Here is a 20,791-nt window from a genome sequence, read left to right as displayed (position 1 = left end):
CGTCGCGCTCAGTCCTCCAGCATCCGGTCATGGCGCCGCCCCGGCTCGGCGGGGACCGACGGCGCTGCCCCGTGCAGGGCCGAGCCGCGACCGGACAGCGACGGATTGGTCATGAAATACTCGTGCGCCGAGACCCGCTTGCGCACCGGCACCGGGCCGAGCCGGCGCCAGGTTCCGTCGGAGCGCAGTTCCCAGGACTGCTCGGTATCGCGCAGGTTCACCATCATGATCTGGTCAAGCACCTGGCGATGGACAGTGTGGTTGTGGATCGGCACCAGCGTCTCCACCCGCCATTCCATGTTGCGCGCCATCCAGTCGGCCGAGCTGATATAGACCCGGGCATGCCGGCTCGGCAGCCGGTAGCCGTTGCCGAAGACGCAGATGCGGCTGTGTTCCAGGAAACGGCCGACGATGGACTTGATGCGGATGTTCTCCGACAGCCCCGGCACGCCCGGGCGCAGGCAGCAGATCCCGCGCACCACCCCCATCACCTTCACCCCGGCCTGGGACGCCGCGTACAGCCGGTCGATCAGGTCGTCGTCCACCAGGCTGTTCAGCTTCAGCCAGATCGTCGCCGGCCGGCCTTCGCGGGCGAAGACGATCTCGCGGTCGATCAGCTCGTTCAGGGTGGGGCGGATGGTCAGCGGGCTGAACGCCACCGCGTCCATCCGCTCCGGCCTTGCATAGCCGGTCATGTAGTTGAACAGCCGCGCCGCATCCCGCGTCAGGTCGGGGTCGGAGGTAAAGAAGGACAGGTCGGTGTAGATGCGCGCGGTGATCGGGTGGTAGTTGCCGGTGCCGAAATGCGCGTAGGCGCGCATGGTGCCGCCCTCGCGCCGCACCACCAGGCTGAGTTTGGCGTGGGTCTTCAACTGGGTGAAGCCGTACACGACCTGCACCCCCGCCGCCTCCAGCGAGCGCGCCAGCCGGATATTGGCCTCTTCATCGAAGCGCGCGCGCAGCTCCACCATGGCGGTGACCGACTTGCCGGCCTCGGCCGCCTCGATCAGCGCCTTGACGATCGGGCTGTCGCGGCTGGTGCGGTACAGCGTCTGCTTCACCGCCACCACGTTCGGGTCCTGCGCCGCCTGGCGCAGGAACTGCACCACCACGTCGAAGCTCTCGAAGGGATGGTGGACGATGATGTCCTTGGCGCGGATCGCCGCGAAGCAATCACCGCCGAAATCCCGGATGCGCTCGGGGAAGCGCGGCGTATAGGGCGCGAACAGCAGGTCCGGCCGGTCGTCCACGATCAACTGCCTGAGATCGGTGACGCCCAGGATCCCGTCCAGCACGAACACGTTCTGGCTGGACGCCTCCAGCTCGTCGACCACCAGCTCGCGCAGATGCGCCGGCATCGCCGCTTCCACCGAAAGATGGATCGGCATGCCGCGCCGGCGCCGCTTCAGGGCGGTCTCGTAGGACCGGACCAGGTCCTCGGCTTCCTCCTCGTACTCGACATCGGTGTCACGGATCAGCCGGAACATGCCGTGGCCGTCGCGGCGGAAGCCGGGGAACAGCCGGTGCAGGAACAGCAGCACCACATGCTCCAGCATCACGAAGCGGATGCTCGCCCCCTTGGCGCCGGGCAGGCGGACGAAGCGCTCGATCTGCGAGGGCAACGGGATCAGCGCGCGCATGCGGTGCGAATCCTCCGCCCGCCCCAGCGCCAGCGCCATCACCAGCCCCATGTTGGGGATGAACGGGAACGGATGCGCCGGATCGATCGCCAGCGGCGTCAGCACCGGGAACACCCGCTCCATGAACCAGGCATCGAGCCACTGGCAGTCGACATCCGACAGCGAGGCCGGCTCGCACACCTCGATGCCCGCTTCCTGCAGCAGGGCGCGCAGTTGCACCCAGGCGCCGTGCTGCTCGGCCATCAGCCGCTCGGCCCGCGCCTCCACCTCCACCAACTGCTGGGCCGGGGTGCGGCCATCGGGTGAGCGCGAAGTCACGCCGGCCTTGGCCTGGCCGATCAGCCCGGCCACCCGCACCGACCAGAATTCGTCGAGATTGGCGGCGCTGATGGAGACGAAGCGCAGCCGCTCCAGCAACGGATGGTTGGGATTCGCCGCTTCTTCCAGCACGCGATGGTTGAAGTCGAGCCAGGACAGCTCGCGGTTGATGAACCGCTCCGGGCTCGCCGCATCGAGCGGCGCCGGCTCCGGCACGCGGGCCGGGGGCTGGGAAATCGGAACCGCGACCGCACCGCCGCCCGGCACGTGAATGGCTTCGAGCTCGTCCATCTGCCGACCCTACAAGAGCCGGATCCCATCACGGGAGGCCGGCTCGGCAGAATGGGACAAAACGTCATGTGAGGGCAACGTCCCGGCAACTTCCGGATCGATCGAGGCGGCGACCGCCAGTGCCAGGGCCCGCGTCACCCGCCCGCCCGCGGCCAGCGCCGCATGATCGAGCCGCGCCACCGCCTCCCGCACCGCCCCCTGCGCCCGCGGCAGGTGCAGCAGCAGCGTCTCCTGGACCGGTTCCGGAACGGCCAACTGATGCTCGGCCAGCAGCAATTGCAACAGGCGGCGCAACAACTCGTCCTCGGGCGGGCCGATCTCCACCGCGGTGATCGCCCGCAACCGGCTCGCCAGGTCCGGCAGCCCCACCTCCCACCGCGCCGGCGGCGCGCGCCCGGCCAGCAACACCGGCAGCCGCGCCTCGGCAGCGGCGTTCAGCAGATGCAGCAGCGGCCGTTCCGGCGCGGTGTCGGCATCGTCCACCGCCACCGGCCGCCGCGGCGGGCCCTCGGCCGCAGCCCTGGACAGCAGCGAACCGGCCACCAGCGCCCCGTGATGGCGCGCCGCCCAGACGGTCAGCAGATGCGTCTTGCCACAGCCCTCCGGCCCCCACAGCGCCAGCCGCCCCTGCGGCCAGGCACCGATACTGCGCAACCATTCAAGGGCGGCGAGATTGGACCCCGCCGGCAGGAAGTCGGCCGCGCCATGATGCGGCGGATGCGGGAACGGCAAGGCCAACTGGCGCGGCATGCGGTTCATCGGGGCCTTGCCCCGTAAGCGTCAGGAAAGGCAAGGGCTCCGCCCTTGACCCGGCGTCGTGCGAAGGCGCGCTGCGCGCGACGGCCACAAGGCCCTTGGATCCCATTCGCGCTGCGCGGCACAGAATGGGTTCCAAGGGGGCAGCCATTGGTCGGGCCATCGCGTGACGGCACGCTGCGCACGACAAGGCTTGTCATGGCTCGTGTCCCGGGCGGGCGGGCGGCTCCAGGTACAGCGGACTGTTCAGGTAACGACGCAGCCAGAACCGTGCCAGCACCCCAATGGTCGCCGCGACCGGCACCGCGAGCAGCACGCCCAGGAAGCCGAAGGCAGCCCCGCCCGCGAACAGCGCGAAGATCACCCAGACCGCGTGCAGCTCCACCCTGTCCCCCAGGAAGCGAGGGTAGATGATGTAGCCTTCCAGCAACTGCCCGGCGATGAACACGCAAGTGACCACCGCCACCCCGGTCCAGGTCGGGAACTGGGCACAGGCCAGCCCGATCGAGGTCACCGCGCCGGTGATCGTGCCGACATAGGGAATGAACGACAGCATCCCCGCCGACAACCCGACGGTCAGCCCCAGCTCCAGCCCGGCCGCCGACAGCCCGGCCGCATAGAACACCGCCAGGATGATGCAGCAGAGCGCCTGGCCCCGCAGCCAGGCCGAGAGGATGCGGTCGACCTCGCGGGCCTGCGCCCGGATCACCCCGGCGTAGCGCCGCGGCAGCCAGCCATCGACCTGCGCCACCAGCCGCGGCCAGTCGCGCAACAGGTAGAAGGCCACCACCGGCGTCACCAGCATCAGCGACAACACGTTGAACAGGGCGAAGCTGCCCCCGATCAGGCGGCTCAGCGCACTCGCCACCACCGAGAGCATGGTCCCGGCCTGCCCGGCCACCAGGTCGCGCAGCTTCTCGTCGACATATTCCGGCCCCAGCCGTTCCTGCAGACGGGCCATCACGTCGGTCGCGAATTCCCGGATCGACCCGACATAGGCCGGCAGGCGGCCAATCAGCAGGCCGATCTGCGACAGGATCAACGGATAGAGCAGCAGGGCGAACAGCAACCCGAGGGCCACCAGGGCGGTGATCAGCAACAGCGCCGCGCCCCCGCGCGGCATGCCGCCGCGGGTCAGGCGGCTGGCCGGCGGATCGAGGAAATAGGCGATCCCGGCGGCCGCCACGAAAGGCAGCAGCACCGAGGCAAAGAGCTGCAGCATCAGCCACGCCGCCACCAGCAGGCCGATCAGCAGCCCCAGACGTTGCAGCCGGGTAGTGCCCGGGCCGCGCGGGGAGGGTGGCGGCGGCGGTCCAGGAACGGGTGGCTCGGCCAGGATCGGCGGGGAGGCCACCGGCAACGTCATTGCCCCCGCACACCCTTCCAGAGATAAGCGCCCCCCGAGGCCAGCGTACTCGCCGCCACCGCCCAGATCAGCGTCGTGCTCAGCCATGGCCAGGACCGGTCGAACGCCGACAGCAACAACACCACCGCGACCAGTGCCAGTTGCAGGAAGGTGTTCAGCTTGGAAATCAGCAAGGGCCGGATGGTCACGCTCTGGCCCATCACCCCCAGCACCAGCACGCCGCCCACGATCACCACGTCGCGGAACACCACCAGGATCGCCAGCCAGTCCGGCAGCACCCGCACCGCGGCCAGGGTCACGTACATCGACACCAGCAGCGCCTTGTCGGCGACCGGATCGAGCACCGTGCCCACCAGCGTCGGGCCGCTGCGGCGGGCGAGCCACCCGTCCAGCCCGTCCGAGATGCCGGCCGCCACGAACAGCCAGAACGCCATGGCGAAATCCTGCCGCAGCACCAGCCATACGGCCACCGGCACCGCGCAGAGCCGCGCGAAAGTAATGACATTCGGAACGGTCAGCATGTCGTTGCTGACCGGACGCTCAAATCCCGGCCCATCAGGCATGCGCCTGTCCCGTCCCTCTTGCCGGCCGTCGCGCATTGCACGCGGACGGTCGCTATGGTTGTTTGCGCCCGCGCTCCGCGGCGCCCCTTCTCCCGCCATGGTCGCTCGGATCATGGTCACATCATACCCGAGGTCCGGCATGGCTAGCATGACCTATCGCGGAGCCGGCGTGGACATCGACGCCGGTGACGCGCTGGTGGAACGCATCAAACCCCTCGCCCGCGCCACCGCGCGCGCCGGTGTCATGGGCGGGCTTGGCGGCTTCGGCGCCCTGTTCGACCCGAAGGCGGCCGGGTTGCGCGACCCCGTGCTGGTCGCCTCGACCGATGGCGTCGGCACCAAGCTGCGCATCGCCATCGACACCGGCCACCATGACACCGTCGGCATCGACCTTGTCGCCATGTGCGTCAACGATCTCGTCGTGCAAGGGGCCGAGCCGCTGTTCTTCCTGGATTATTTCGCCACCGGCAAGCTGGAGGTGGCGCAGGCCGCGCGCGTCATCGGCGGCATCGCCGAAGGCTGCCGCATCGCCGGCTGCGCCCTGATCGGCGGCGAAACCGCCGAGATGCCGGGCATGTACGCCGCCGACGACTACGACCTCGCCGGCTTCTCCGTGGGCGCGGCCGAGCGCGACGCGCTGCTGCCGCGCGACGTCGCCCCGGGCGATGCCGTGCTCGGCCTGGCCAGCAGCGGCGTGCATTCCAACGGCTTTTCCCTGGTGCGCCGCATCGTCACCGCTGCCGGCGCCGACTGGGCCGCCCCCGCGCCCTTCGCCGCGTCCGGCACGCTCGGCGACGCGCTGCTCGCGCCCACCCGCATCTACGTGAAGTCGCTGCTGGCGCTGCACCGCGCCGGGCTGCTCAAGGCGGCCGCCCACATCACCGGCGGCGGCCTGCCCGGCAACCTGCCGCGCGTCCTGCCCGAAGGCACGCGCGCGGCGCTGGATGGCGCCGCCTGGACCCTGCCGCCGGTCTTCGGCTGGCTCGCCCGCAACGGCGGGGTGGCAGCCGAGGAAATGCTGCGGGTGTTCAATTGCGGCATCGGCATGGCCGTGGTCACGGCCGATCCGGACGCCGCCCGCGCCCTGCTGGAAGCCGAGGGCGAGACCGTCTTCACGATCGGCCGCATCGAGGCCGCCGATCCCGGCGCCGAGCCCGAGGTGCGCATCGACCTGCCAACGGACTGGCTGGCGTGACCACGACGGCGAAGCGCCGCGTCGGCATCCTGATCTCCGGCCGCGGCTCCAACATGACGGCGCTGCTGCGCGCCGCCGCCGATCCCGCCTTTCCCGCCACCATCGCCCTGGTGCTGTCGAACAACCCCGATGCCCCCGGCCTTGCCACCGCGCGCGCGGCCGGCGTCGCGGCGGCGGCGATCGACCATCGCCCCTTCGGCCGCGACCGCGCCGCCCATGAAGCCGCGCTGGCGGCGGCGCTGGACGAGGCCGGCGTCGAGGTGGTCTGCCTCGCCGGCTACATGCGCCTGCTGACCCCGTTCCTGGTCGGCCGCTACGCCGGGCGCATGCTCAACATCCATCCGAGCCTGCTGCCCGGCTTCCCCGGCCTGCACACCCATGCCCGGGCACTGGCCGCCGGCGCCAAGCTGCATGGCTGCACCGTGCATCTGGTCACCGAGGTCATGGACGAAGGGCCGATCCTGGCCCAGGCGGCCGTGCCGGTGCTGCCCGGCGACGACGAGGACAGCCTCGCCGCCCGGGTCCTGGTGCAGGAACACGTGGTCTATCCGCTGGCCCTGCGCAGCTTCCTCGAAGGCCAGGCGCCCCACCCGCCGGCGGAGGCCGCGCTGGTCAATCCCCTGCCAGCAACCTTGTCAGCGGCGGCGGCGTCTTCCTAAGGTACGGGGCATGGTGGATAGCCCCAGCCAGCCCCAGGAAACAGCCCCGAGGACGCCCATGGCCCAGACATCGACGTCGTCGCCTCCGGTCACGGAGGAGGCTTTCCTCGCCGATCGCCAGCAGTTCTTCCAATCCTTCACAAGCTTCACCACCGGAACGATCATCACCGTGGCGGTGATCCTGCTGCTGCTGGCGTTCTTCCTGGTCTGGCTCTGACGCCTGGAAGCGGCGGGGCTTCGCCCCGCACCCGACCAGGAGGCTTCGCCTCCTGGACCTCCACCAAGGGCTTCGCCCTTGGAACCCATTCCTTTGCCGCGCAGCGAGAATGGGGTGCAGGGGCCTTGTGGCCCCTGCCGGGTCGAGGGCGGAGCCCTCGCCTTCCCTTAGCCGACGATCTCGATCCCGGAGAAGAAGAACGCGACCTCGATCGCCGCGTTCTCCGCGCTATCGGACCCATGCACGGAATTCGCCTCGATGCTCTCGGCGAATTCCTTGCGGATGGTGCCGGGGGCGGCGTTGGCCGGGTTGGTGGCGCCCATGATCTCGCGGTTGCGCGCGACCGCGTTCTCGCCTTCCAGCGCCTGCACCACGACCGGGCCGGACACCATGAAGGTCACCAGATCGCGGTAGAAGGGGCGGTCCTTGTGCACGGCGTAGAACGCCTCGGCCTGGGCCACCGAGAGTTGCAGGCGCTTCTGCGCCACGATGCGCAGGCCCGCTTCCTCGAACTTGGCGTTGATGCGGCCGGTCAGGTTGCGCCGCGTGGCATCCGGCTTGATGATGGAGAGCGTACGTTCGATCGCCATGGCGGCGTCTCCGACGGTTATGTTTGGACTGGGGCGGGGCTTTAGAGCACCCCCTGCCGCCCCGCAACTCCGCCTGCCCGCAACGCCGCTTCCAAGCATCGGCGCCCGCCGTTAGGGTCCCGCCCCATGAGCCTGCTGACCCTCAGCGACATCGTCATCCGCATCGCCGGCCGCACCTTGCTGGACCGCGCCGATCTCACCGTCGACCCGGGCCGCCGCATCGGGCTGGTCGGCCGCAACGGCGCCGGCAAGTCCACGCTGCTGAAGGCAATCGCGGGCGACCTCGCCATCGACGGTGGCGAGATCCGCATGGCTGCCCGCGCCCGCCTGGGCCAGGTGAAGCAGGAAGCCCCGGAGGGCGATTCGCCGCTGCTCGACATCGTGCTGCAGGGCGACCGCGAGCGCCTTGCCCTGCTTGCCGAGGCCGAAACCGCCGAGCCGCACCGCCTCGCCGAGATCCACGAGCGCCTGCGCGCCATCGGCGCCGACAGCGCCCCCGCCCGCGCCGCCGCGATCCTGGCCGGACTGGGCTTCGATGCCGCCGCCCAGGCCCGTCCGATCGCCGAGTTCTCCGGCGGCTGGCGGATGCGCGTGGCGCTGGCCACCGCGCTGTTCGCCCAACCGGACCTGCTGCTGCTGGACGAGCCGACCAACCATCTGGACCTGGAAGCCACGCTCTGGCTGGAAACCTGGCTGGCGAAGTTCCCGGGGGCGGCGATCATCGTCTCGCATGACCGTGGCCTGCTCGACCGCTGCGTGCATGCCATCGCCCATCTGGACCGGGGCAAAATCACCCTGACGCCCGGCGGCTTCGAGGAATTCGTCCGCATCCGCACCGAGCGGGCGGCGCAGCAGGCCGCCATGGCCGTCAAGGTCGCCGCCCAGCGCGCCCATATGCAGGCTTATGTCGATCGCTTCCGCTTCAAAGCCAGCAAGGCGCGGCAGGCCCAGGCGCGGCTGAAGGCGATCGCCAAATTGCCAGCGATCGAGGCGGTGGTCGAGGACACCCCCACCCGCTTCGAGTTCCCGCAGCCGCAGCAGATCGCGCCGCCGATCCTGGCGCTCGACCGTGCCGCCGCCGGCTATGACGGGCGGCCGGTGCTGCGCCACCTGTCGCTGCGGGTGGACATGGACGACCGCATCGCCTTGCTGGGTGCCAACGGCAACGGCAAGTCCACCCTGGCCAAGCTGATCGCCGGCCGGCTCGATCCGCTGACGGGCGAGGTTCGCCGCGGACCGAAGCTGAAGGTGGGGTATTTCGCCCAGCACCAGACCGAGGAGCTGGTGCCCGGCCAGACCCCGGTCGATCACATGGCGCGCGCCCTGCCCCGCGCCACCGAGACGCAGGTGCGGTCACAGCTCGCCCGCTTCGGCCTGGACGCAGACCGGGCCGGGACCGCCATTTCCTCGCTTTCGGGCGGCGAGAAGGCGCGGCTGCTGCTGGCGCTGGCCACCCGCGACGCGCCGCAACTGCTGATCCTCGACGAACCGACCAACCATCTCGACATCGACGCCCGCGAGGCGCTGGTGCGGGCGCTGGCCGATTTCGAGGGCGCGGTGCTGCTGATCACCCACGACCCGCACCTGGTTGAGCTGGTGGCCGACCGGCTCTGGCTGGTGGCCGACGGCACGGTCGCGCCGTTCGAGGGCGATCTCGACGATTACCGTGCCCTGCTGGCCGAGCGCGCCCGCCCGGCCAACAAGACGGAAGCCGCGCCGAGTCGGCGCGAGGACCGCCGCGAGCGCGCCGAGGCCCGCGCCGCCACCGCGCCGCTGCGCCGCCGTGCCAAGGACGCCGAGGCGCGCATGGCGAAGCTCGCCGCCGAACGGGCGAAGATCGAGGCGAAGCTGGCCGATCCGGCGCTGTATGTGCCCGGCCGCGCCGTCGAGGTCACCGCCGCGCAGACCCGGCTGGCCGCCATCGGCCGCGAGACCGAGGCGGCCGAGCTGGAATGGCTGGAAGCCGCGGAGGCGCTGGAGGCGGCCGGCAGCTAGGGGGCAGCAAGTGATGGACGAGGCGCCCCGGCCGCCTTGTGTCCCGCCGGATCAGGCGCCGAAGCCGCCGTCGATCGTGTGCATCGCCCCGGTCACGAAGCTTGCCTCCGGCCCCGCCAGCCAGGCCACCATCCCCGCCACATCCTCCGGCCGCCCGTGACGCTTGATGGCCATGACGGCGTGCTGGATGTCCTTCATCGGCCCGTCCGCCGGGTTCAGATCCGTGTCGATGGGCCCGGGCTGCACCACGTTCACCGTGATCCCGCGCGGCCCGAAGTCCCGCGCCAGCCCCCGCGCCATCCCCTGCAGCGCCGACTTGCTCATCGCGTAGGCCGACAGGCCCGGGAAGGGAATCCGGTCCCCGTTGACGGAACCGATCACGATGATGCGCCCGCCCTCCGGCATCCGCCGTGCCGCCTCCACCGCGGCGTGGTAGGGCGCGTTCACGTTGATGCGGATCAGCCGGTCCACCGCGTCCGGGTCCTGCTCCAGCGGATCACCGAAGGCGCCAACCCCCGCATTCACCACCAGCACGTCCAACGGCCCGCTCTCCCGCACCCGCGCGATCACCGCATCCCGGTCGGCGCTGTCCGTCACCACCGCCGTGGCGCCCGTCTCCGCCGCCAGCCGCTCCGCCACCTCCCTTGAACTGGCATAAGTGAAGGTCACCGCCGCGCCCTCCGCGGCGAAGCGCCGCACGATCGCCGCCCCGATCCCGCGGCTCCCGCCCAGCACGAGAACGGACTTGCCCTGAAAACCAGCCATTAGGCCCTCCTTGAGGTTTAACCTAGTGACCGCTACATAAATCGCGTGAGCGCCTCGTCAAGGCATTCTGTATCGATGACTACAAATTCACCGCGCCCCCGCGGCCGCCCCCGCCGCTTCGACCCGGAACAGGCCGTCGCCACCGCCCAGCGCCTCTTTCACGCCCGCGGCTACGACGCCGTCAGCGTCGCCGACCTCACGGAAGCGCTCGGCATCAACCCGCCCAGCTTCTACGCCGCCTTCGGCAGCAAGGCCGGCCTCTACGCCCGCACCCTCCGCCGCTACACCGGCACCAACGGCGTCCCCCTGGCCGAGATCCTCCGCCCCGGCCGCCCCGTTGCCGAAGCTCTCGCCGCCGTGCTGGAGGAGGCCGTCCGCCGCTACGCCGCCGACCCTGCCGCCGCCGGCTGCCTCGCCATCGAGGGCACGCGCTGCAACGACCCCGAGGCGCGGGAGGCCGCCCGCGCCCTTACCGCCGCCGCCGAGGACACCATCCGCCGCTTCGTCGCAGCCACCCATCCGAAAGCGGCCGGGCGCCTGGCCGACTATGTCGTGACCGTGATGGCCGGCCTCTCCGCCATGGCCCGCGAGGGCCACGGCCTGGATCGCCTGCTCGCCACAGCCCACCTTGCCAGCCAGGCCCTCGTGCAAGCGCTCCGCGCCTGAGCGCCTCACTGAGCGACGCTTCGGCCGTCGTGCACGAGATGATTATCGGCGCGCATGACCAGCCAGCTCCGTAAGGCTTTTAACGCCCGACAGGGCAACGGGCCGTGCCGCGTGCCTCACGCCCCCTGCCGATCGAGCACCATCCGCGTGAACGCGATGAAGGCGCTCGCCTGCGGCCGCACCAGTTGTCGGTGCGGCGTGACGGCATAGATGTTTCGCGGGCGCGGCAGGAATTCCGGCAGCACCGGCACGAGCCCCCCCGTCCGCAGGTCGGCATGGACGTGAAAGCGATAGAAATTGCCGATCCCCGCGCCGCGCAACGCGGCATGGCGCAGCACGTCGCCATTGTCGCACAGCAACTGGCTCTTCAGCCCGACGACATGCTCCTCCTCTCCCCGCCGCAAGGTCCAGGTCTCGGCCGCTTCCGAGAACCGCGCCGAGAGGCAGACATGGCCGGCGAGTTCCCCCGGCGCCCGCGGCACCCCGCGCCGGCCGAGATACTCGGGTGAAGCGCACAGGATGCGCGGCGCCGCGGCGAGCAACTGGTGGTGCAGCTTGGTGTCCGGCGCCTCCTCGATGCGGATGGCGACATCGACGCGATCGCGCACGAGATCCGGCGCCGCGCTGGTGACCAGCAGGTCCACCGTGATCCCCGGGTGCTCCTGCAGGAAGCCATGCAGGTTGGGCCCGAACACCGTCATGGCGAAGGACGGCGGCGCGGTCACCCGCAGATGCCCCGTCAGCTCGCGCTCGCGCAGAATGACGCCGGCGAGCGTGTCGATCTCCCCGAGGATGGCAAGGCATCGTTCGTAGAAGCGCTCGCCGGCCTCGGTGAGCCGCAGGCGCCGGGTGGAGCGGTGCAGCAGCGCCAGCTTCAGCCCGTCTTCCAGGGTCTGGACGTGCTTCGTCACCGAGGACGGTGCCAGCCGCAACTGCCGCGCGGCGGAGGAAAAGCTCTGGGTCTCCACGACGGCCACGAAGCTGCGCAGCGAGAGCACGCTGGCGTCGTTGAGCAGGTCGCTCTGCCGCGGCGCAGCCATGGCGCCCCCCGATTTACCCTCGTTTGGGAAAAAATATCTTCGTCTGTTCGCGGATTATCAAGGGCCAACCACCTTGCGATCCTGCCCCCTGACGCTGGCGGCGCAGCGGGAGGAAAACATCGAAATGAAGCGGGTGACGCTCACCTTCGACAACGGCCCGACGCCGGGCGTGACGGAAGCCGTTCTGTCGATCCTGGAACGGAACGGCCTGCGCGGCACCTTCTTCATGATCGGCGAGAAAGTGAGCGCGCCCGGCGGCGTCGCGCTGATGCACGAGGTGCATCGGGCCGGCCACTGGGTGGCCAACCATACCCTGACACACAGCGTGGCCCTGGGCGACCGGCCGGATGCCGGGTACGCCGTGCGGGAGATCGACGAAGCCCAATGGCGGATCGCCGCCTGCGCCACCCCCGCGAAGCTGTTCCGCCCGTACGGCAATGACGGACTGCTCGGCCCGCATCTGCTGAGCCGCGCCGCCACCGCGCATCTGCTGCGCGGGCGCTACACCACCATCCTCTGGAACAGCGTCCCGGGCGACTGGCGGGACCCGGATGGCTGGGTCGAACGCTGCGTCTCGCAGGTACGGGCGCAGGACTGGGCGGTGGTCGTCCTGCACGACATCGAAACCGGCTGCCTCGCGGGGCTGCCGGACTTGCTGCGGCGACTGGCCGACGAAGGTGTCACCTTCACGCAGGACTTCCCCGACAGCGTGGTGCTGACACGCGACGGCCACCCCGTCAGCCTCGACCCCGCCTTCATCGCCGATGCCCCCACCTCTCACGACATCACCCGGTAGGACCCGATGGCACGCATTCCCTACGCATCACGCGACGCTGCCCCCGCAGCCGATCAGGCCTTGTTCGATCGCCTGGAAGCGCTGCGCGGCAAGCCGGTCGAGAACATCTTCCTCGCGATCGCCAATGCGCCCGCCTTGTGCGAGGGCGTGCTGGCCATGGCCATGTCGCTGCGCCACAGCACCATTCTGGACCGGCAATTGCGGGAACTCGCCGTGCTCACCGTCGGCCTGGAAACCAGCGCGGAGTACGAGGTCGCGCATCACTGGAACAGCGCGGTCAAGGCCGGCGTCACGCGGGAGAAGCTGGAGCGACTGCACGACTTCGAAGACGCGCCCGTGTTCAGCGACCAGGAGCGCGTGGTGATGCGGGTCGCGCGCGCGGTCACGCGCGACGGGCGGCTCGATGATGACCTGTGGCAGCAACTCTGCGCCGTGCTTGACGAGCCGCAGCGCCTCGAACTCGTGCTGACCATCGCCTGGTACAACTGCGTGGTCCGCATCCTGCTGCCGCTCGAGATCGACATCGAGGACTGGTTCCGGCGGCTCTGATCCGCCCCCCCTACCATCGGACAGCTTCGGAGACACGGATGCAATTCGCCACACTCGGCATCGGCGACCGGCAGGCCATCGCCGTCCCCGGCAGCGACGGAAGGGTGCGCGGCCGTTTCATCGATGATCCGGCCTGCCCCGGCAGCCTGGAGAGCCTCGTCGCCGGCGGCGCGGAGGCGCTCGCCGCGGCGGGGCGCGCCCTGGCCGCCGCGCCGGAGATCAATGAGGCAGAGGCGGTCTTCCTGCCGCCGCTGCGCGCGCCGGGCAAGATCATCTGCGTCGGGCTGAACTATGCCGCGCATTCGGCGGAAAGCGGCTTCACGCCGCCGTCCTATCCGACGATCTTCGCACGCTTCGCCTCCAGCCTGGTCGGCCATGGCGCGCCGATCATCCGGCCGCGCCAGTCCGACCAACTCGACTTCGAAGGCGAGTTTGTCGCGGTGATCGGCCGCGCCGGACGGGACATCCCCCGGCACAGCGCGCTCGACCATGTCGTGGGCTATTCGCTGTTCAACGACGCGTCGATCCGGGACTACCAGTTCCGCACGCCGCAATGGACCGTCGGCAAGACCTTCGACGCCACCGGCGCCTTCGGCCCCTGGCTCGTCACCGCCGACACGCTGCCGCCGGGTTGCGCCGGGCTGCGCCTGCAGACCCGGCTGAACGGCGAGACGGTGCAGGATGCCTCGACCGACGATCTCATCTTCGATGTCGCCACCCTGGTCTCGCTGCTGAGCGAGGTCTGCACGCTGGAGTGCGGCGACATCATCGTCACCGGCACGCCCGCGGGCGTCGGCTTCGCCCGCAAGCCGCCGCTGTGGATGCAACCGGGCGATGTCTGCGAGGTGGCGATGGAGGGCCTCGGCACGCTGCGCAACGGCGTCACCGCCGCAACGGGCTGATCCCGCCGCCCCGCGGATCGGCGGGGCGGCGCGCGAGACTGCAACAAACATGGGGGAAAACGTTCACGATGCAGCGGCAGAACATTCTCACGCCCGGGGCGGCGGCAGCGGCCACAGGCGCGATCGCCGGCCCGGATGACCCGCATGCGGCGCTGTACCGGAAGGTCACATGGCGCCTGCTGCCGATCCTTTTTGCCTGCTACGTCATCGCCTATCTGGACCGGGTCAATATCGGCTACGCGCAGTTGCACATGCGCGGCGACCTCGGCTTCACCGACCAGGTCTACGGCCTCGCCGCCGGACTGTTCTTCGTCACCTACTTCCTGTGCGAGATCCCGAGCAACATCTACCTGCAGCGCGTCGGCGCGCGGAAGACGCTGGTCCGCATCCTGCTGCTGTGGGGGGCGGCCTCCTGCGCAACGATGTTCGTGGTCGGACCGCTCTCGTTCTACGCGGTGCGGCTGGTGCTCGGCGTGTTCGAGGCCGGGCTCGCGCCCGGCGTGATGTTCTATCTCACGCTCTGGTACCCCAACCGGCGACGGGCCCAGGTCACGGCGGTGTTCCTCAGCGGCAGCGCCGTGGCCGGCGTCATCGGCGCGCCGGTCTCCGGGCTCATCCTGGACGGTTTCCAGGGCGTGCTCGGCTTCAAGGGCTGGCAATGGATGTTCCTGCTGGAAGGATTGCCGGCGATCCTGTTGAGCCTGTGCGTGCTGTTGGTCCTGTCCGATCGTCCGCACGAGGCCAACTGGCTGAGCGCGGAGGAAAAGGCAGCCCTGTCGGCGGACATCGCCCGCGACGCCAGCCGCGCCGGAGGCGGGCATGGCTTCGGCGCGGCGCTGCGCGATCCGCGGATCTATTTCTGGTCAGCCGCCTGGTTCACCCTCGTCTGCGGCCTCTATGCCATCACCTTCTGGATGCCGGTGATGCTGCAGGCCGCGGGCGTGCGCAGCGCCACCGAGGTGGGGCTGTGGTCGATCATCCCCTACGGCATCGGCTCGGTCGGCATGGTCCTGATCTCCCGCCAGTCCGACCGCTGCGACGAGCGGCGCTGGCACTACGCGGTCAATGTCGTGCTCGGCGCCTCCTGCCTGCTGATGGCGTCGCTGGCGGGGACACAACTGGCACTGGTGCTGGCCCTGCTCGCGGTGGCCACCGCGACCCTGTTCGCCGCGATGCCGATCTTCTACGCGATCCCCATGGCCTACCTGCCGGAGCGCGCGGCCGCCGGGGGGCTGGCGCTGATCAACTGCCTCGGCCTCACCGGCGGGTTCTTCAGCCCCATGCTGCTGGGCTGGGTGCGCACGCAGACCGGCAGCCTGACCGCGGGGCTGTGGGTGATGGCCGGGATGATGCTGGCCGGCGTGGCCATCCTGCTGCTGACCACCCGGAAAATGGTCCCCTCCCCCGTACCGGTGCGGGCGTGAACGGGGGCATGAACCAAGGCGGCGGGCGATGCTTCGTGCATCGCTTCGCACCGGCCACGCGGCCCGCCTTGCCGCTGCTGCTGCTGCTGCACGGCACCGGCGGCGACGAGACCGAGTTGCTCGCGCTCGCCGCATCGGTGCTCCCCGGCGCCGCCATCCTGGCCCCGCGTGGCCAGGTCGAGGAAAACGGGGCACTTCGCTTCTTCCGCCGCTTCGCCGACGGCACGCTGGACGAAGTCGATGTGGCGCGGCGGGCGGACCATCTCGCCGGCTTCCTTGCCGCCGCCCGGACACGCCACCGCTTGCCGCCTCCGATCGTCCTTGGCTTCTCGAACGGGGCGAACACGGCGGCGGCGATGCTGCTGCGCCATCCCGGCATCTTCGCCGGTGCCGTGCTGCTGCGGGCGGTCCCGCCGCTGCGGCAGGCCGCGGCGGTGGCGCAGGCGGGCGTTCCCGTGCTGCTGGTCGCCGGTGCCGACGATCCCATCGCGCCGCCCGCGCAGGGACAGGCGCTCGCGGAGCTGCTGCGATCCGCTGAAGCCGTGGTCAGGATGCATGTCCTCGATTGCGGACATGCCCTCACCGCAGCGGATGGAACGGTCGCCCGGGAATGGTTGGAGCAACTTTTGCGCTAAAATTGCTCCAGTACGTCCGCCTGCCCTGAGCCCGACCAGACGCCCACGGCAAAGGCCAGGGCGCTGCCCTGGACCCGGCAGGGACCACAAGGCCCCTGCACCCCATTCGCGCTGCGCGGCACAGAAAAAATAGCGGGGTCCGAGGGCGAAGCCCTTGGCAGGTCAAACCCCGGTCGGGTCAGTGCGCTCCCGGGCGCCAGACTTCCGGCAGGAAGGCGTAGCCGGTCCCGGCCCGCACCACATGGCCGAAGGTCGGGAAGTCCAGGTGCATGCCGGCGATGCGCAGCCGGTCGGTCGCCACCATGTCCAGCACCTGCGCCCGCGTCGCCCGCCCCTGCTCGGGATCGATGTCGTACGCCAGGCCGGCCTCCGGCCGGGCGAACTGGATCGCCGGCAGGTGGATCACGTCACCCCAGACCAGCAGCGTGTCGCCATTGGAACTGAGCACCCAGCCGCAATGGCCGGGCGTGTGTCCCGGCAGGTGATGGGCGGTGATGCCGGGCAGCGCTTCCTGGCCGTGGCGGACCGTGCGCAGCTTCTTCTGCAGGTAGGGGGCCAGCGCCCGCCGCGCCGTGGCGAAGGATTGCCGCCGCACCTCCGGCGCCTGCGCGGCATTCGCCTCGTCCAGCCAGAACGCCGGCTCGGCCTCGTGCAGCACCAGCTCGGCATTGGGGAAGTAAGGGTTGCCGGCCTCGTCGATCAGCCCGCCGACGTGATCGAAATGGGCGTGCGTGATCAGCACCGTGTCGATCCCCGCCGGATGCACGTCCAGGGCCTTCAGCCGCGACCGCGCCAGCCCGAGCCCCGTCCCCGAGGCGTTGCCGCTGCCTGCGTCGATCAGCACCCGCCGCCCGGCGAATTCCAGCAGGAAGCAACTGACGGTGATGCGCGGCGGCACCGGCCGGAACGCCTCGCGCAACATCTCCTCCGCGACCGATCTCTCCAGGCCGGTCACCAGCTCGGTCGATGCCTGCAGCACGCCTTCATTCAAGGCGGTCACCGTGATCCCGCCGATGGCGAGATGGTGAACACCGGCATTCCCGTGCAACACAGTCGCCTCCTTCCTCGTTCCGCGTAACGTTCTCGCCTCTCACGCCGATCCGGACAAGCCCGCCTTGCCGGGCGCCCGTCCGAGCAACGCGCCGGAGAGGCGCGGCGGCAACAGCCCGGCCAGCCGTGCCGCCAGCCCCATCCACCAGGGAAACACCACCCGCCGCCGCCCCGCGGCGATGCCGCGCAGGATGATCCCCGCCGCCGGCTCCGCATCCATCAGGCCGGGCATCGGGAAACGGTTGCGCGCCGTCATCGCCGTGCGCACGAAACCCGGGCAGATGCTGGTCATCACCACGCCCTCGCGCCGCACCCCCGCCGCCGTCGCCACCGTCCAGGCATCCACCGCCGCCTTGCTCGCGCAATAGGCCGGGGCGCCGGGGGAGGCGATGAACCCGGCAATCGAGGCCACCACGGCGATGCGCCCGCGCACCCCCTGCCCATCCGGTGCCTGCGTCCGCATCACCGCGAGCGCGGGCAGCACCGTGTTCAGCACCCCGTCGAGATTGGCCGCGAAGATCGCCCTTGTCTGCGCCGGCGTCTCCGCCCGCCCGTCGCCGGTGCCGGCCGAGATCCCGGCATTGGCGACCACCAGATCCAGCCGCCCCGCCGCCGCGACCCAGGACGCCATCGCCGCGGCGTCGCGCACATCCAGCACCTGCTCCCGCACCGCCGCCCCGCGGGCGGCGCAGTCCCGCGCGGTCGCCCGCAGCCGGTCGCCGTCGCGCCCGGAGAGGTGCAGCACCACGCCCGGCGCCGCGAGGGCCAGCGCCAGCGCCCGCCCCAGACCCGAGGACGCACCGGTGATCAGCACGCAGCCATATGCAACCATGGTTCCGGGACCTGCCCCGCCCTGCTACAAGGGCGCGCTCTTGCCAGAAGGATCGGGCTTCTGGAAGGTCGCACTCCGGAAGGATGCCAGCATGACCGCGCCGCCCGCCTCTCCCCTCGCGTCGATGACCGGCTTCGCCCGCACCGAGGGGATCATCGAGGGAACCGCCTGGGCCTGGGAACTGCGCAGCGTGAACGGGCGCGGCCTGGAGCTGCGCTTCCGCCTGCCGCCCGGCTTCGACACGCTGGAACCCGCGCTGCGCGAGGCGGCGGCGAAGCTGCTGCGCCGCGGCAACGTCACCGCCGGCCTGACCATCCGCCGCGACGAGGCGCCGCGGCTGATGCCCGACCCCGCCGCGCTGGACCAGGCGCTGGCGCTGGTGACGGAATTGCAGCGCCGCATCCCCGGCGCCCCGCCGCCGCGACCGGAAGCACTGCTGGCGCTGCCGGGCGTGCTGCGCCCCGCCGCCGTGGTCGCCGAGGACGAACAGGTGACCCGCGCCCGCGAGGAAGCGGTCCGCCAGGGCTTCCTCGCCGCCCTCGACGGCCTCGTCGCTGCCCGCCGCGCCGAGGGCGCCCGGCTGGCGGCGACCCTGACCGGCCTGCTCGACGAGATCGCCGCCCTGTGCCGCCGCGCCACCGAGGAAGCCGCCGACCAGCCCGCGCTGCAGCGCACCCGCATGCTGGAATCGGTGCAGGCCCTGCTCGCCGAGGTGCCGACGCTGCCGGAAGAACGCATCGCCCAGGAAGTCGCCCTGCTCGCCGCCCGCTCCGACGTGCGCGAGGAACTGGACCGGCTGGATGCCCACCTGTACGCCGCCGCCACCCTGCTCGCCGAGGGCACCGCGATCGGCCGGCGCTTCGACTTCCTGGTGCAGGAATTCAACCGCGAGGCCAACACGCTGTGCAGCAAATCCGCCTCGGTGGCGCTGACCGCCACCGGGCTGAAGCTGAAGGCGACCATCGAGCAACTGCGCGAGCAGGTGCAGAACGTCGAATGAGCACGCTGCTGAGCACGCTGCCCCGCCGCGGCGTCTGCCTGGTCATCGCCGCCCCCTCCGGCGCCGGCAAGAGCTCGATCACCCGCGCCCTGCTGCAGGCCGAGCCCGACCTGATGCTGTCGGTCAGCGCCACCACCCGCGCCCCCCGCCCCGGCGAGGAGGAAGGGGTGCATTACTATTTCCGCTCCCCGGCCGAATTCGAGGCGATGGCCCGCAACGACGAACTGCTGGAATGGGCGACGGTGTTCGGCCGCAGCTACGGCACCCCGCGCGCCCCGGTCGAAGCGGCGCTGGCGGCAGGCCGCGACGTGGTGTTCGACATCGACTGGCAGGGCCACCGGCAACTGCGTGACGCCCTGCCGCGCGACGTCGTCGGGCTGTTCGTGCTGCCCCCTTCGCTCGCGGTGCTGGAAGAACGGCTGCGCGGCCGCGGCACCGACGACCCCGCCGAGATCGCCCGGCGCATGCGCGCCGCCCGCGCGGAAATCGCGCACGCGCCGGAATTCGACCACGTCCTGGTCAACGCCGACTTCGCCACCGCGGTCGCCGGGGCGCGGGCGGTGCTGCAGGCGGCGCGCCTGGCCACCGGGCGCCAGACCGGCCTGCCGGCTTTCATCACCGCCCTGGACGGATGACCGCCACCGACCCCGCCGCCCTGCGCCGCGACTATGCAGACCGCATGCTGCGCATCGCCGGGGTCACCGACAGCGCCGTCGCCGCGGCCTTCGCCACCGTCCCGCGTGAGGCCTTCCTGGGGCCGGATCCCTGGACCATCCTCGACCAGGAACTCGGCGCGGTCACGCTCGCCGAAAACGACCCGGCCCGCATCTACGAGGACGTGCTGGTGGTGCTGGACCGGCAGCGCGGGCTCAACAACGGCAGCCCCTCGCTGCATGCGCGGATGCTGCACCATCTGGCGGTGCGCCCCGGTGACCGGGTGCTGCACCTGGGCGCGGGCAGCGGCTACTACACGGCTCTGCTGGCCGAGCTCACCGGCCCGCAGGGAACGGTCACCGCCATCGAATATGACCGCCACCTCGCCGCCACCGCCACCGCCAACCTGGCACCGTGGCGCAACGTCACCGTCCGGCAGGGCGACGCCGCCCTCTGGCCGCGGGACACCACCGACCGGATCTACGTCAATTTCGCCGTGGCCGATCCCGCCGCCGCCTGGACCGGGCATCTGGCCCCCGGCGGCATGCTGGTCTTCCCGCTCGCGCCGGCCCAGGCCGGCGGCAAGGGGGGCGACCCGTCCGCCCGCGGCGCCGTGCTGGCCATTGGCCACGACGGTGCCGGCTTTCCCGTCCGGCATCTCTGCCCCTGCGCCTTCGTCACCGCCGCCGGCCGCCTGGCCGGCACGCCGGCGCTGCGGGAAAGCCTCGCCCGCGCCTTCGCCCGCCCCGGCGTCGAATTCGTGCGCAGCTATCTCCGTCCCGCGCCGCGCTCGCCGGAGCGCTGCTGGTTCTGGTGCCCCGACTGGGCGCTCGGCTACGACGCGCCACCGGAACAGCTCCCGTCGCACCACACGCCAGAGTAGCTAAA

At 71.0% G+C, this 20,791-nt stretch carries 22 protein-coding genes; 13 read left to right on the top strand and 9 right to left on the bottom strand.

Annotation, left to right across the window (positions count from 1 at the left end; all coding sequences use genetic code 11):
- Nucleotides 1-8 precede the first annotated feature (8 nt).
- The 4 genes from NBY65_RS14050 to NBY65_RS14035 all read right to left on the bottom strand — a co-directional run bounded on the left by NBY65_RS14050 (nt 9) and on the right by NBY65_RS14035 (nt 4,934).
- Entirely contained in the window at nt 9-2,249 is a 2,241-nt protein-coding gene (locus tag NBY65_RS14050) for an RNA degradosome polyphosphate kinase (RefSeq protein ID WP_150040639.1), read from the bottom strand.
- A gap of 9 nt (nt 2,250-2,258) precedes the next feature.
- Nucleotides 2,259-3,008: a P-loop NTPase family protein gene (locus NBY65_RS14045; RefSeq protein ID WP_203330464.1), complete on the bottom strand. Its 750-nt coding sequence runs from the start codon at nt 3,006-3,008 to the stop codon at nt 2,259-2,261.
- Between the two features lie 193 nt (nt 3,009-3,201).
- A complete protein-coding gene (locus NBY65_RS14040) occupies nt 3,202-4,371 on the bottom strand; it encodes an AI-2E family transporter (protein WP_203330463.1) in 1,170 nt (389 codons plus the stop codon).
- Nucleotides 4,368-4,934, bottom strand: a complete 567-nt coding sequence (locus NBY65_RS14035; protein ID WP_239002776.1) for a CDP-alcohol phosphatidyltransferase family protein — start codon at nt 4,932-4,934, stop codon at nt 4,368-4,370. The genes NBY65_RS14040 and NBY65_RS14035 overlap by 4 nt, the downstream gene beginning before the upstream one ends.
- Before the next feature lie 139 nt (nt 4,935-5,073).
- Here NBY65_RS14035 and purM point away from each other — a divergent pair, with 139 nt between their 5' ends.
- The 3 genes from purM to NBY65_RS14020 are packed head-to-tail and all read left to right on the top strand — an operon-like array spanning nt 5,074 to nt 7,005.
- Nucleotides 5,074-6,129, top strand: coding sequence for a phosphoribosylformylglycinamidine cyclo-ligase (purM, locus tag NBY65_RS14030; protein WP_150040637.1), 1,056 nt, complete (start codon nt 5,074-5,076; stop codon nt 6,127-6,129).
- On the top strand, nt 6,126-6,788 hold the full coding sequence (gene purN / locus NBY65_RS14025; protein WP_150040636.1) for a phosphoribosylglycinamide formyltransferase: 663 nt from the start codon (nt 6,126-6,128) through the stop codon (nt 6,786-6,788). Before purM ends, purN begins: the two co-directional genes overlap by 4 nt.
- A gap of 58 nt (nt 6,789-6,846) precedes the next feature.
- A complete protein-coding gene (locus tag NBY65_RS14020) occupies nt 6,847-7,005 on the top strand; it encodes a hypothetical protein (protein WP_162530524.1) in 159 nt (52 codons plus the stop codon).
- 167 nt (nt 7,006-7,172) lie between these two features.
- On the opposite strand, the gene ndk is transcribed toward NBY65_RS14020, so the two are convergent.
- Nucleotides 7,173-7,595: a nucleoside-diphosphate kinase gene (ndk, locus tag NBY65_RS14015; RefSeq protein ID WP_150040635.1), complete on the bottom strand. Its 423-nt coding sequence runs from the start codon at nt 7,593-7,595 to the stop codon at nt 7,173-7,175.
- 126 nt (nt 7,596-7,721) lie between these two features.
- Between ndk and NBY65_RS14010 the strand changes: the two genes are divergently transcribed.
- On the top strand, nt 7,722-9,590 hold the full coding sequence (locus NBY65_RS14010; RefSeq protein ID WP_150040634.1) for an ABC-F family ATP-binding cassette domain-containing protein: 1,869 nt from the start codon (nt 7,722-7,724) through the stop codon (nt 9,588-9,590).
- A gap of 51 nt (nt 9,591-9,641) precedes the next feature.
- Here the strand turns inward: NBY65_RS14010 and bdcA are convergent, their stop codons facing one another.
- Nucleotides 9,642-10,355, bottom strand: a complete 714-nt coding sequence (gene bdcA, locus NBY65_RS14005; RefSeq protein ID WP_150040633.1) for an SDR family oxidoreductase — start codon at nt 10,353-10,355, stop codon at nt 9,642-9,644.
- A gap of 75 nt (nt 10,356-10,430) precedes the next feature.
- On the opposite strand from bdcA, the gene NBY65_RS14000 reads away from it, so the two are divergent.
- The gene (locus tag NBY65_RS14000) at nt 10,431-11,021 is read left to right on the top strand and encodes a TetR/AcrR family transcriptional regulator (RefSeq protein ID WP_150040632.1); all 591 of its coding nucleotides are present in this window, start codon (nt 10,431-10,433) and stop codon (nt 11,019-11,021) included.
- Between the two features lie 116 nt (nt 11,022-11,137).
- Here NBY65_RS14000 and NBY65_RS13995 read toward each other — a convergent pair whose 3' ends face one another.
- Complete coding sequence (locus tag NBY65_RS13995; RefSeq protein WP_150040631.1) at nt 11,138-12,061, bottom strand: LysR family transcriptional regulator; 924 nt, start codon at nt 12,059-12,061, stop codon at nt 11,138-11,140.
- A 124-nt stretch (nt 12,062-12,185) separates the two neighbouring features.
- Between NBY65_RS13995 and NBY65_RS13990 the strand changes: the two genes are divergently transcribed.
- The 5 genes from NBY65_RS13990 to NBY65_RS13970 all read left to right on the top strand — a co-directional run bounded on the left by NBY65_RS13990 (nt 12,186) and on the right by NBY65_RS13970 (nt 16,367).
- Entirely contained in the window at nt 12,186-12,857 is a 672-nt protein-coding gene (locus NBY65_RS13990) for a polysaccharide deacetylase family protein (protein WP_162530523.1), read from the top strand.
- Nucleotides 12,858-12,863: 6 nt separating this feature from the next.
- Complete coding sequence (locus tag NBY65_RS13985; RefSeq protein WP_150040629.1) at nt 12,864-13,406, top strand: carboxymuconolactone decarboxylase family protein; 543 nt, start codon at nt 12,864-12,866, stop codon at nt 13,404-13,406.
- 38 nt (nt 13,407-13,444) lie between these two features.
- The gene (locus tag NBY65_RS13980; protein WP_150040628.1) at nt 13,445-14,308 is read left to right on the top strand and encodes a fumarylacetoacetate hydrolase family protein; all 864 of its coding nucleotides are present in this window, start codon (nt 13,445-13,447) and stop codon (nt 14,306-14,308) included.
- Nucleotides 14,309-14,376: 68 nt separating this feature from the next.
- Nucleotides 14,377-15,732, top strand: coding sequence for an MFS transporter (locus tag NBY65_RS13975; protein WP_150040627.1), 1,356 nt, complete (start codon nt 14,377-14,379; stop codon nt 15,730-15,732).
- An 8-nt stretch (nt 15,733-15,740) separates the two neighbouring features.
- The gene (locus NBY65_RS13970) at nt 15,741-16,367 is read left to right on the top strand and encodes an alpha/beta hydrolase (protein ID WP_150040626.1); all 627 of its coding nucleotides are present in this window, start codon (nt 15,741-15,743) and stop codon (nt 16,365-16,367) included.
- A gap of 178 nt (nt 16,368-16,545) precedes the next feature.
- Here the strand turns inward: NBY65_RS13970 and NBY65_RS13965 are convergent, their stop codons facing one another.
- Together NBY65_RS13965 and NBY65_RS13960 are read right to left on the bottom strand one after the other, a co-directional pair.
- Nucleotides 16,546-17,415: an MBL fold metallo-hydrolase gene (locus tag NBY65_RS13965; protein WP_203330462.1), complete on the bottom strand. Its 870-nt coding sequence runs from the start codon at nt 17,413-17,415 to the stop codon at nt 16,546-16,548.
- A 42-nt stretch (nt 17,416-17,457) separates the two neighbouring features.
- Nucleotides 17,458-18,249 (bottom strand): SDR family NAD(P)-dependent oxidoreductase, encoded by a 792-nt coding sequence (locus tag NBY65_RS13960; RefSeq protein WP_150040624.1) that lies wholly within the window; start codon nt 18,247-18,249, stop codon nt 17,458-17,460.
- Nucleotides 18,250-18,340: 91 nt separating this feature from the next.
- Here NBY65_RS13960 and NBY65_RS13955 point away from each other — a divergent pair, with 91 nt between their 5' ends.
- Genes NBY65_RS13955 through NBY65_RS13945 form a run of 3 tightly spaced genes read left to right on the top strand, consistent with a single transcriptional unit; the run spans nt 18,341 to nt 20,786 of the window.
- A complete protein-coding gene (locus NBY65_RS13955; protein ID WP_239002775.1) occupies nt 18,341-19,249 on the top strand; it encodes a YicC/YloC family endoribonuclease in 909 nt (302 codons plus the stop codon).
- Nucleotides 19,246-19,884, top strand: coding sequence for a guanylate kinase (gene gmk / locus NBY65_RS13950; RefSeq protein ID WP_150040623.1), 639 nt, complete (start codon nt 19,246-19,248; stop codon nt 19,882-19,884). The genes NBY65_RS13955 and gmk overlap by 4 nt, the downstream gene beginning before the upstream one ends.
- Complete coding sequence (locus NBY65_RS13945; RefSeq protein ID WP_150040622.1) at nt 19,881-20,786, top strand: protein-L-isoaspartate O-methyltransferase family protein; 906 nt, start codon at nt 19,881-19,883, stop codon at nt 20,784-20,786. Before gmk ends, NBY65_RS13945 begins: the two co-directional genes overlap by 4 nt.
- Nucleotides 20,787-20,791 lie beyond the last annotated feature (5 nt).

The organism is Rhodovastum atsumiense, assembly GCF_937425535.1.
Lineage (GTDB): Bacteria > Pseudomonadota > Alphaproteobacteria > Acetobacterales > Acetobacteraceae > Rhodovastum > Rhodovastum atsumiense.
This window is presented reverse-complemented; position numbering and strand designations above follow the sequence as displayed.

Excerpts from the sequence above, each read along its gene's own strand:
- NBY65_RS14050 (WP_150040639.1), bottom strand. The coding sequence starts at position 2,249 with ATGGACGAGCTCGAAGCCATTCACGTGCCGGGCGGCGGTGCGGTCGCG.
- NBY65_RS14045 (WP_203330464.1), bottom strand. The coding sequence starts at position 3,008 with ATGAACCGCATGCCGCGCCAGTTGGCCTTGCCGTTCCCGCATCCGCCG.
- NBY65_RS14040 (WP_203330463.1), bottom strand. The coding sequence starts at position 4,371 with ATGACGTTGCCGGTGGCCTCCCCGCCGATCCTGGCCGAGCCACCCGTT.
- NBY65_RS14035 (WP_239002776.1), bottom strand. The coding sequence starts at position 4,934 with ATGCCTGATGGGCCGGGATTTGAGCGTCCGGTCAGCAACGACATGCTG.
- purM (WP_150040637.1), top strand. The coding sequence starts at position 5,074 with ATGGCTAGCATGACCTATCGCGGAGCCGGCGTGGACATCGACGCCGGT.
- NBY65_RS14020 (WP_162530524.1), top strand. The coding sequence starts at position 6,847 with ATGGCCCAGACATCGACGTCGTCGCCTCCGGTCACGGAGGAGGCTTTC.
- ndk (WP_150040635.1), bottom strand. The coding sequence starts at position 7,595 with ATGGCGATCGAACGTACGCTCTCCATCATCAAGCCGGATGCCACGCGG.
- NBY65_RS14010 (WP_150040634.1), top strand. The coding sequence starts at position 7,722 with ATGAGCCTGCTGACCCTCAGCGACATCGTCATCCGCATCGCCGGCCGC.
- bdcA (WP_150040633.1), bottom strand. The coding sequence starts at position 10,355 with ATGGCTGGTTTTCAGGGCAAGTCCGTTCTCGTGCTGGGCGGGAGCCGC.
- NBY65_RS14000 (WP_150040632.1), top strand. The coding sequence starts at position 10,431 with ATGACTACAAATTCACCGCGCCCCCGCGGCCGCCCCCGCCGCTTCGAC.
- NBY65_RS13995 (WP_150040631.1), bottom strand. The coding sequence starts at position 12,061 with ATGGCTGCGCCGCGGCAGAGCGACCTGCTCAACGACGCCAGCGTGCTC.
- NBY65_RS13990 (WP_162530523.1), top strand. The coding sequence starts at position 12,186 with ATGAAGCGGGTGACGCTCACCTTCGACAACGGCCCGACGCCGGGCGTG.
- NBY65_RS13985 (WP_150040629.1), top strand. The coding sequence starts at position 12,864 with ATGGCACGCATTCCCTACGCATCACGCGACGCTGCCCCCGCAGCCGAT.
- NBY65_RS13980 (WP_150040628.1), top strand. The coding sequence starts at position 13,445 with ATGCAATTCGCCACACTCGGCATCGGCGACCGGCAGGCCATCGCCGTC.
- NBY65_RS13975 (WP_150040627.1), top strand. The coding sequence starts at position 14,377 with ATGCAGCGGCAGAACATTCTCACGCCCGGGGCGGCGGCAGCGGCCACA.
- NBY65_RS13970 (WP_150040626.1), top strand. The coding sequence starts at position 15,741 with ATGAACCAAGGCGGCGGGCGATGCTTCGTGCATCGCTTCGCACCGGCC.
- NBY65_RS13960 (WP_150040624.1), bottom strand. The coding sequence starts at position 18,249 with ATGGTTGCATATGGCTGCGTGCTGATCACCGGTGCGTCCTCGGGTCTG.
- NBY65_RS13955 (WP_239002775.1), top strand. The coding sequence starts at position 18,341 with ATGACCGCGCCGCCCGCCTCTCCCCTCGCGTCGATGACCGGCTTCGCC.
- gmk (WP_150040623.1), top strand. The coding sequence starts at position 19,246 with ATGAGCACGCTGCTGAGCACGCTGCCCCGCCGCGGCGTCTGCCTGGTC.
- NBY65_RS13945 (WP_150040622.1), top strand. The coding sequence starts at position 19,881 with ATGACCGCCACCGACCCCGCCGCCCTGCGCCGCGACTATGCAGACCGC.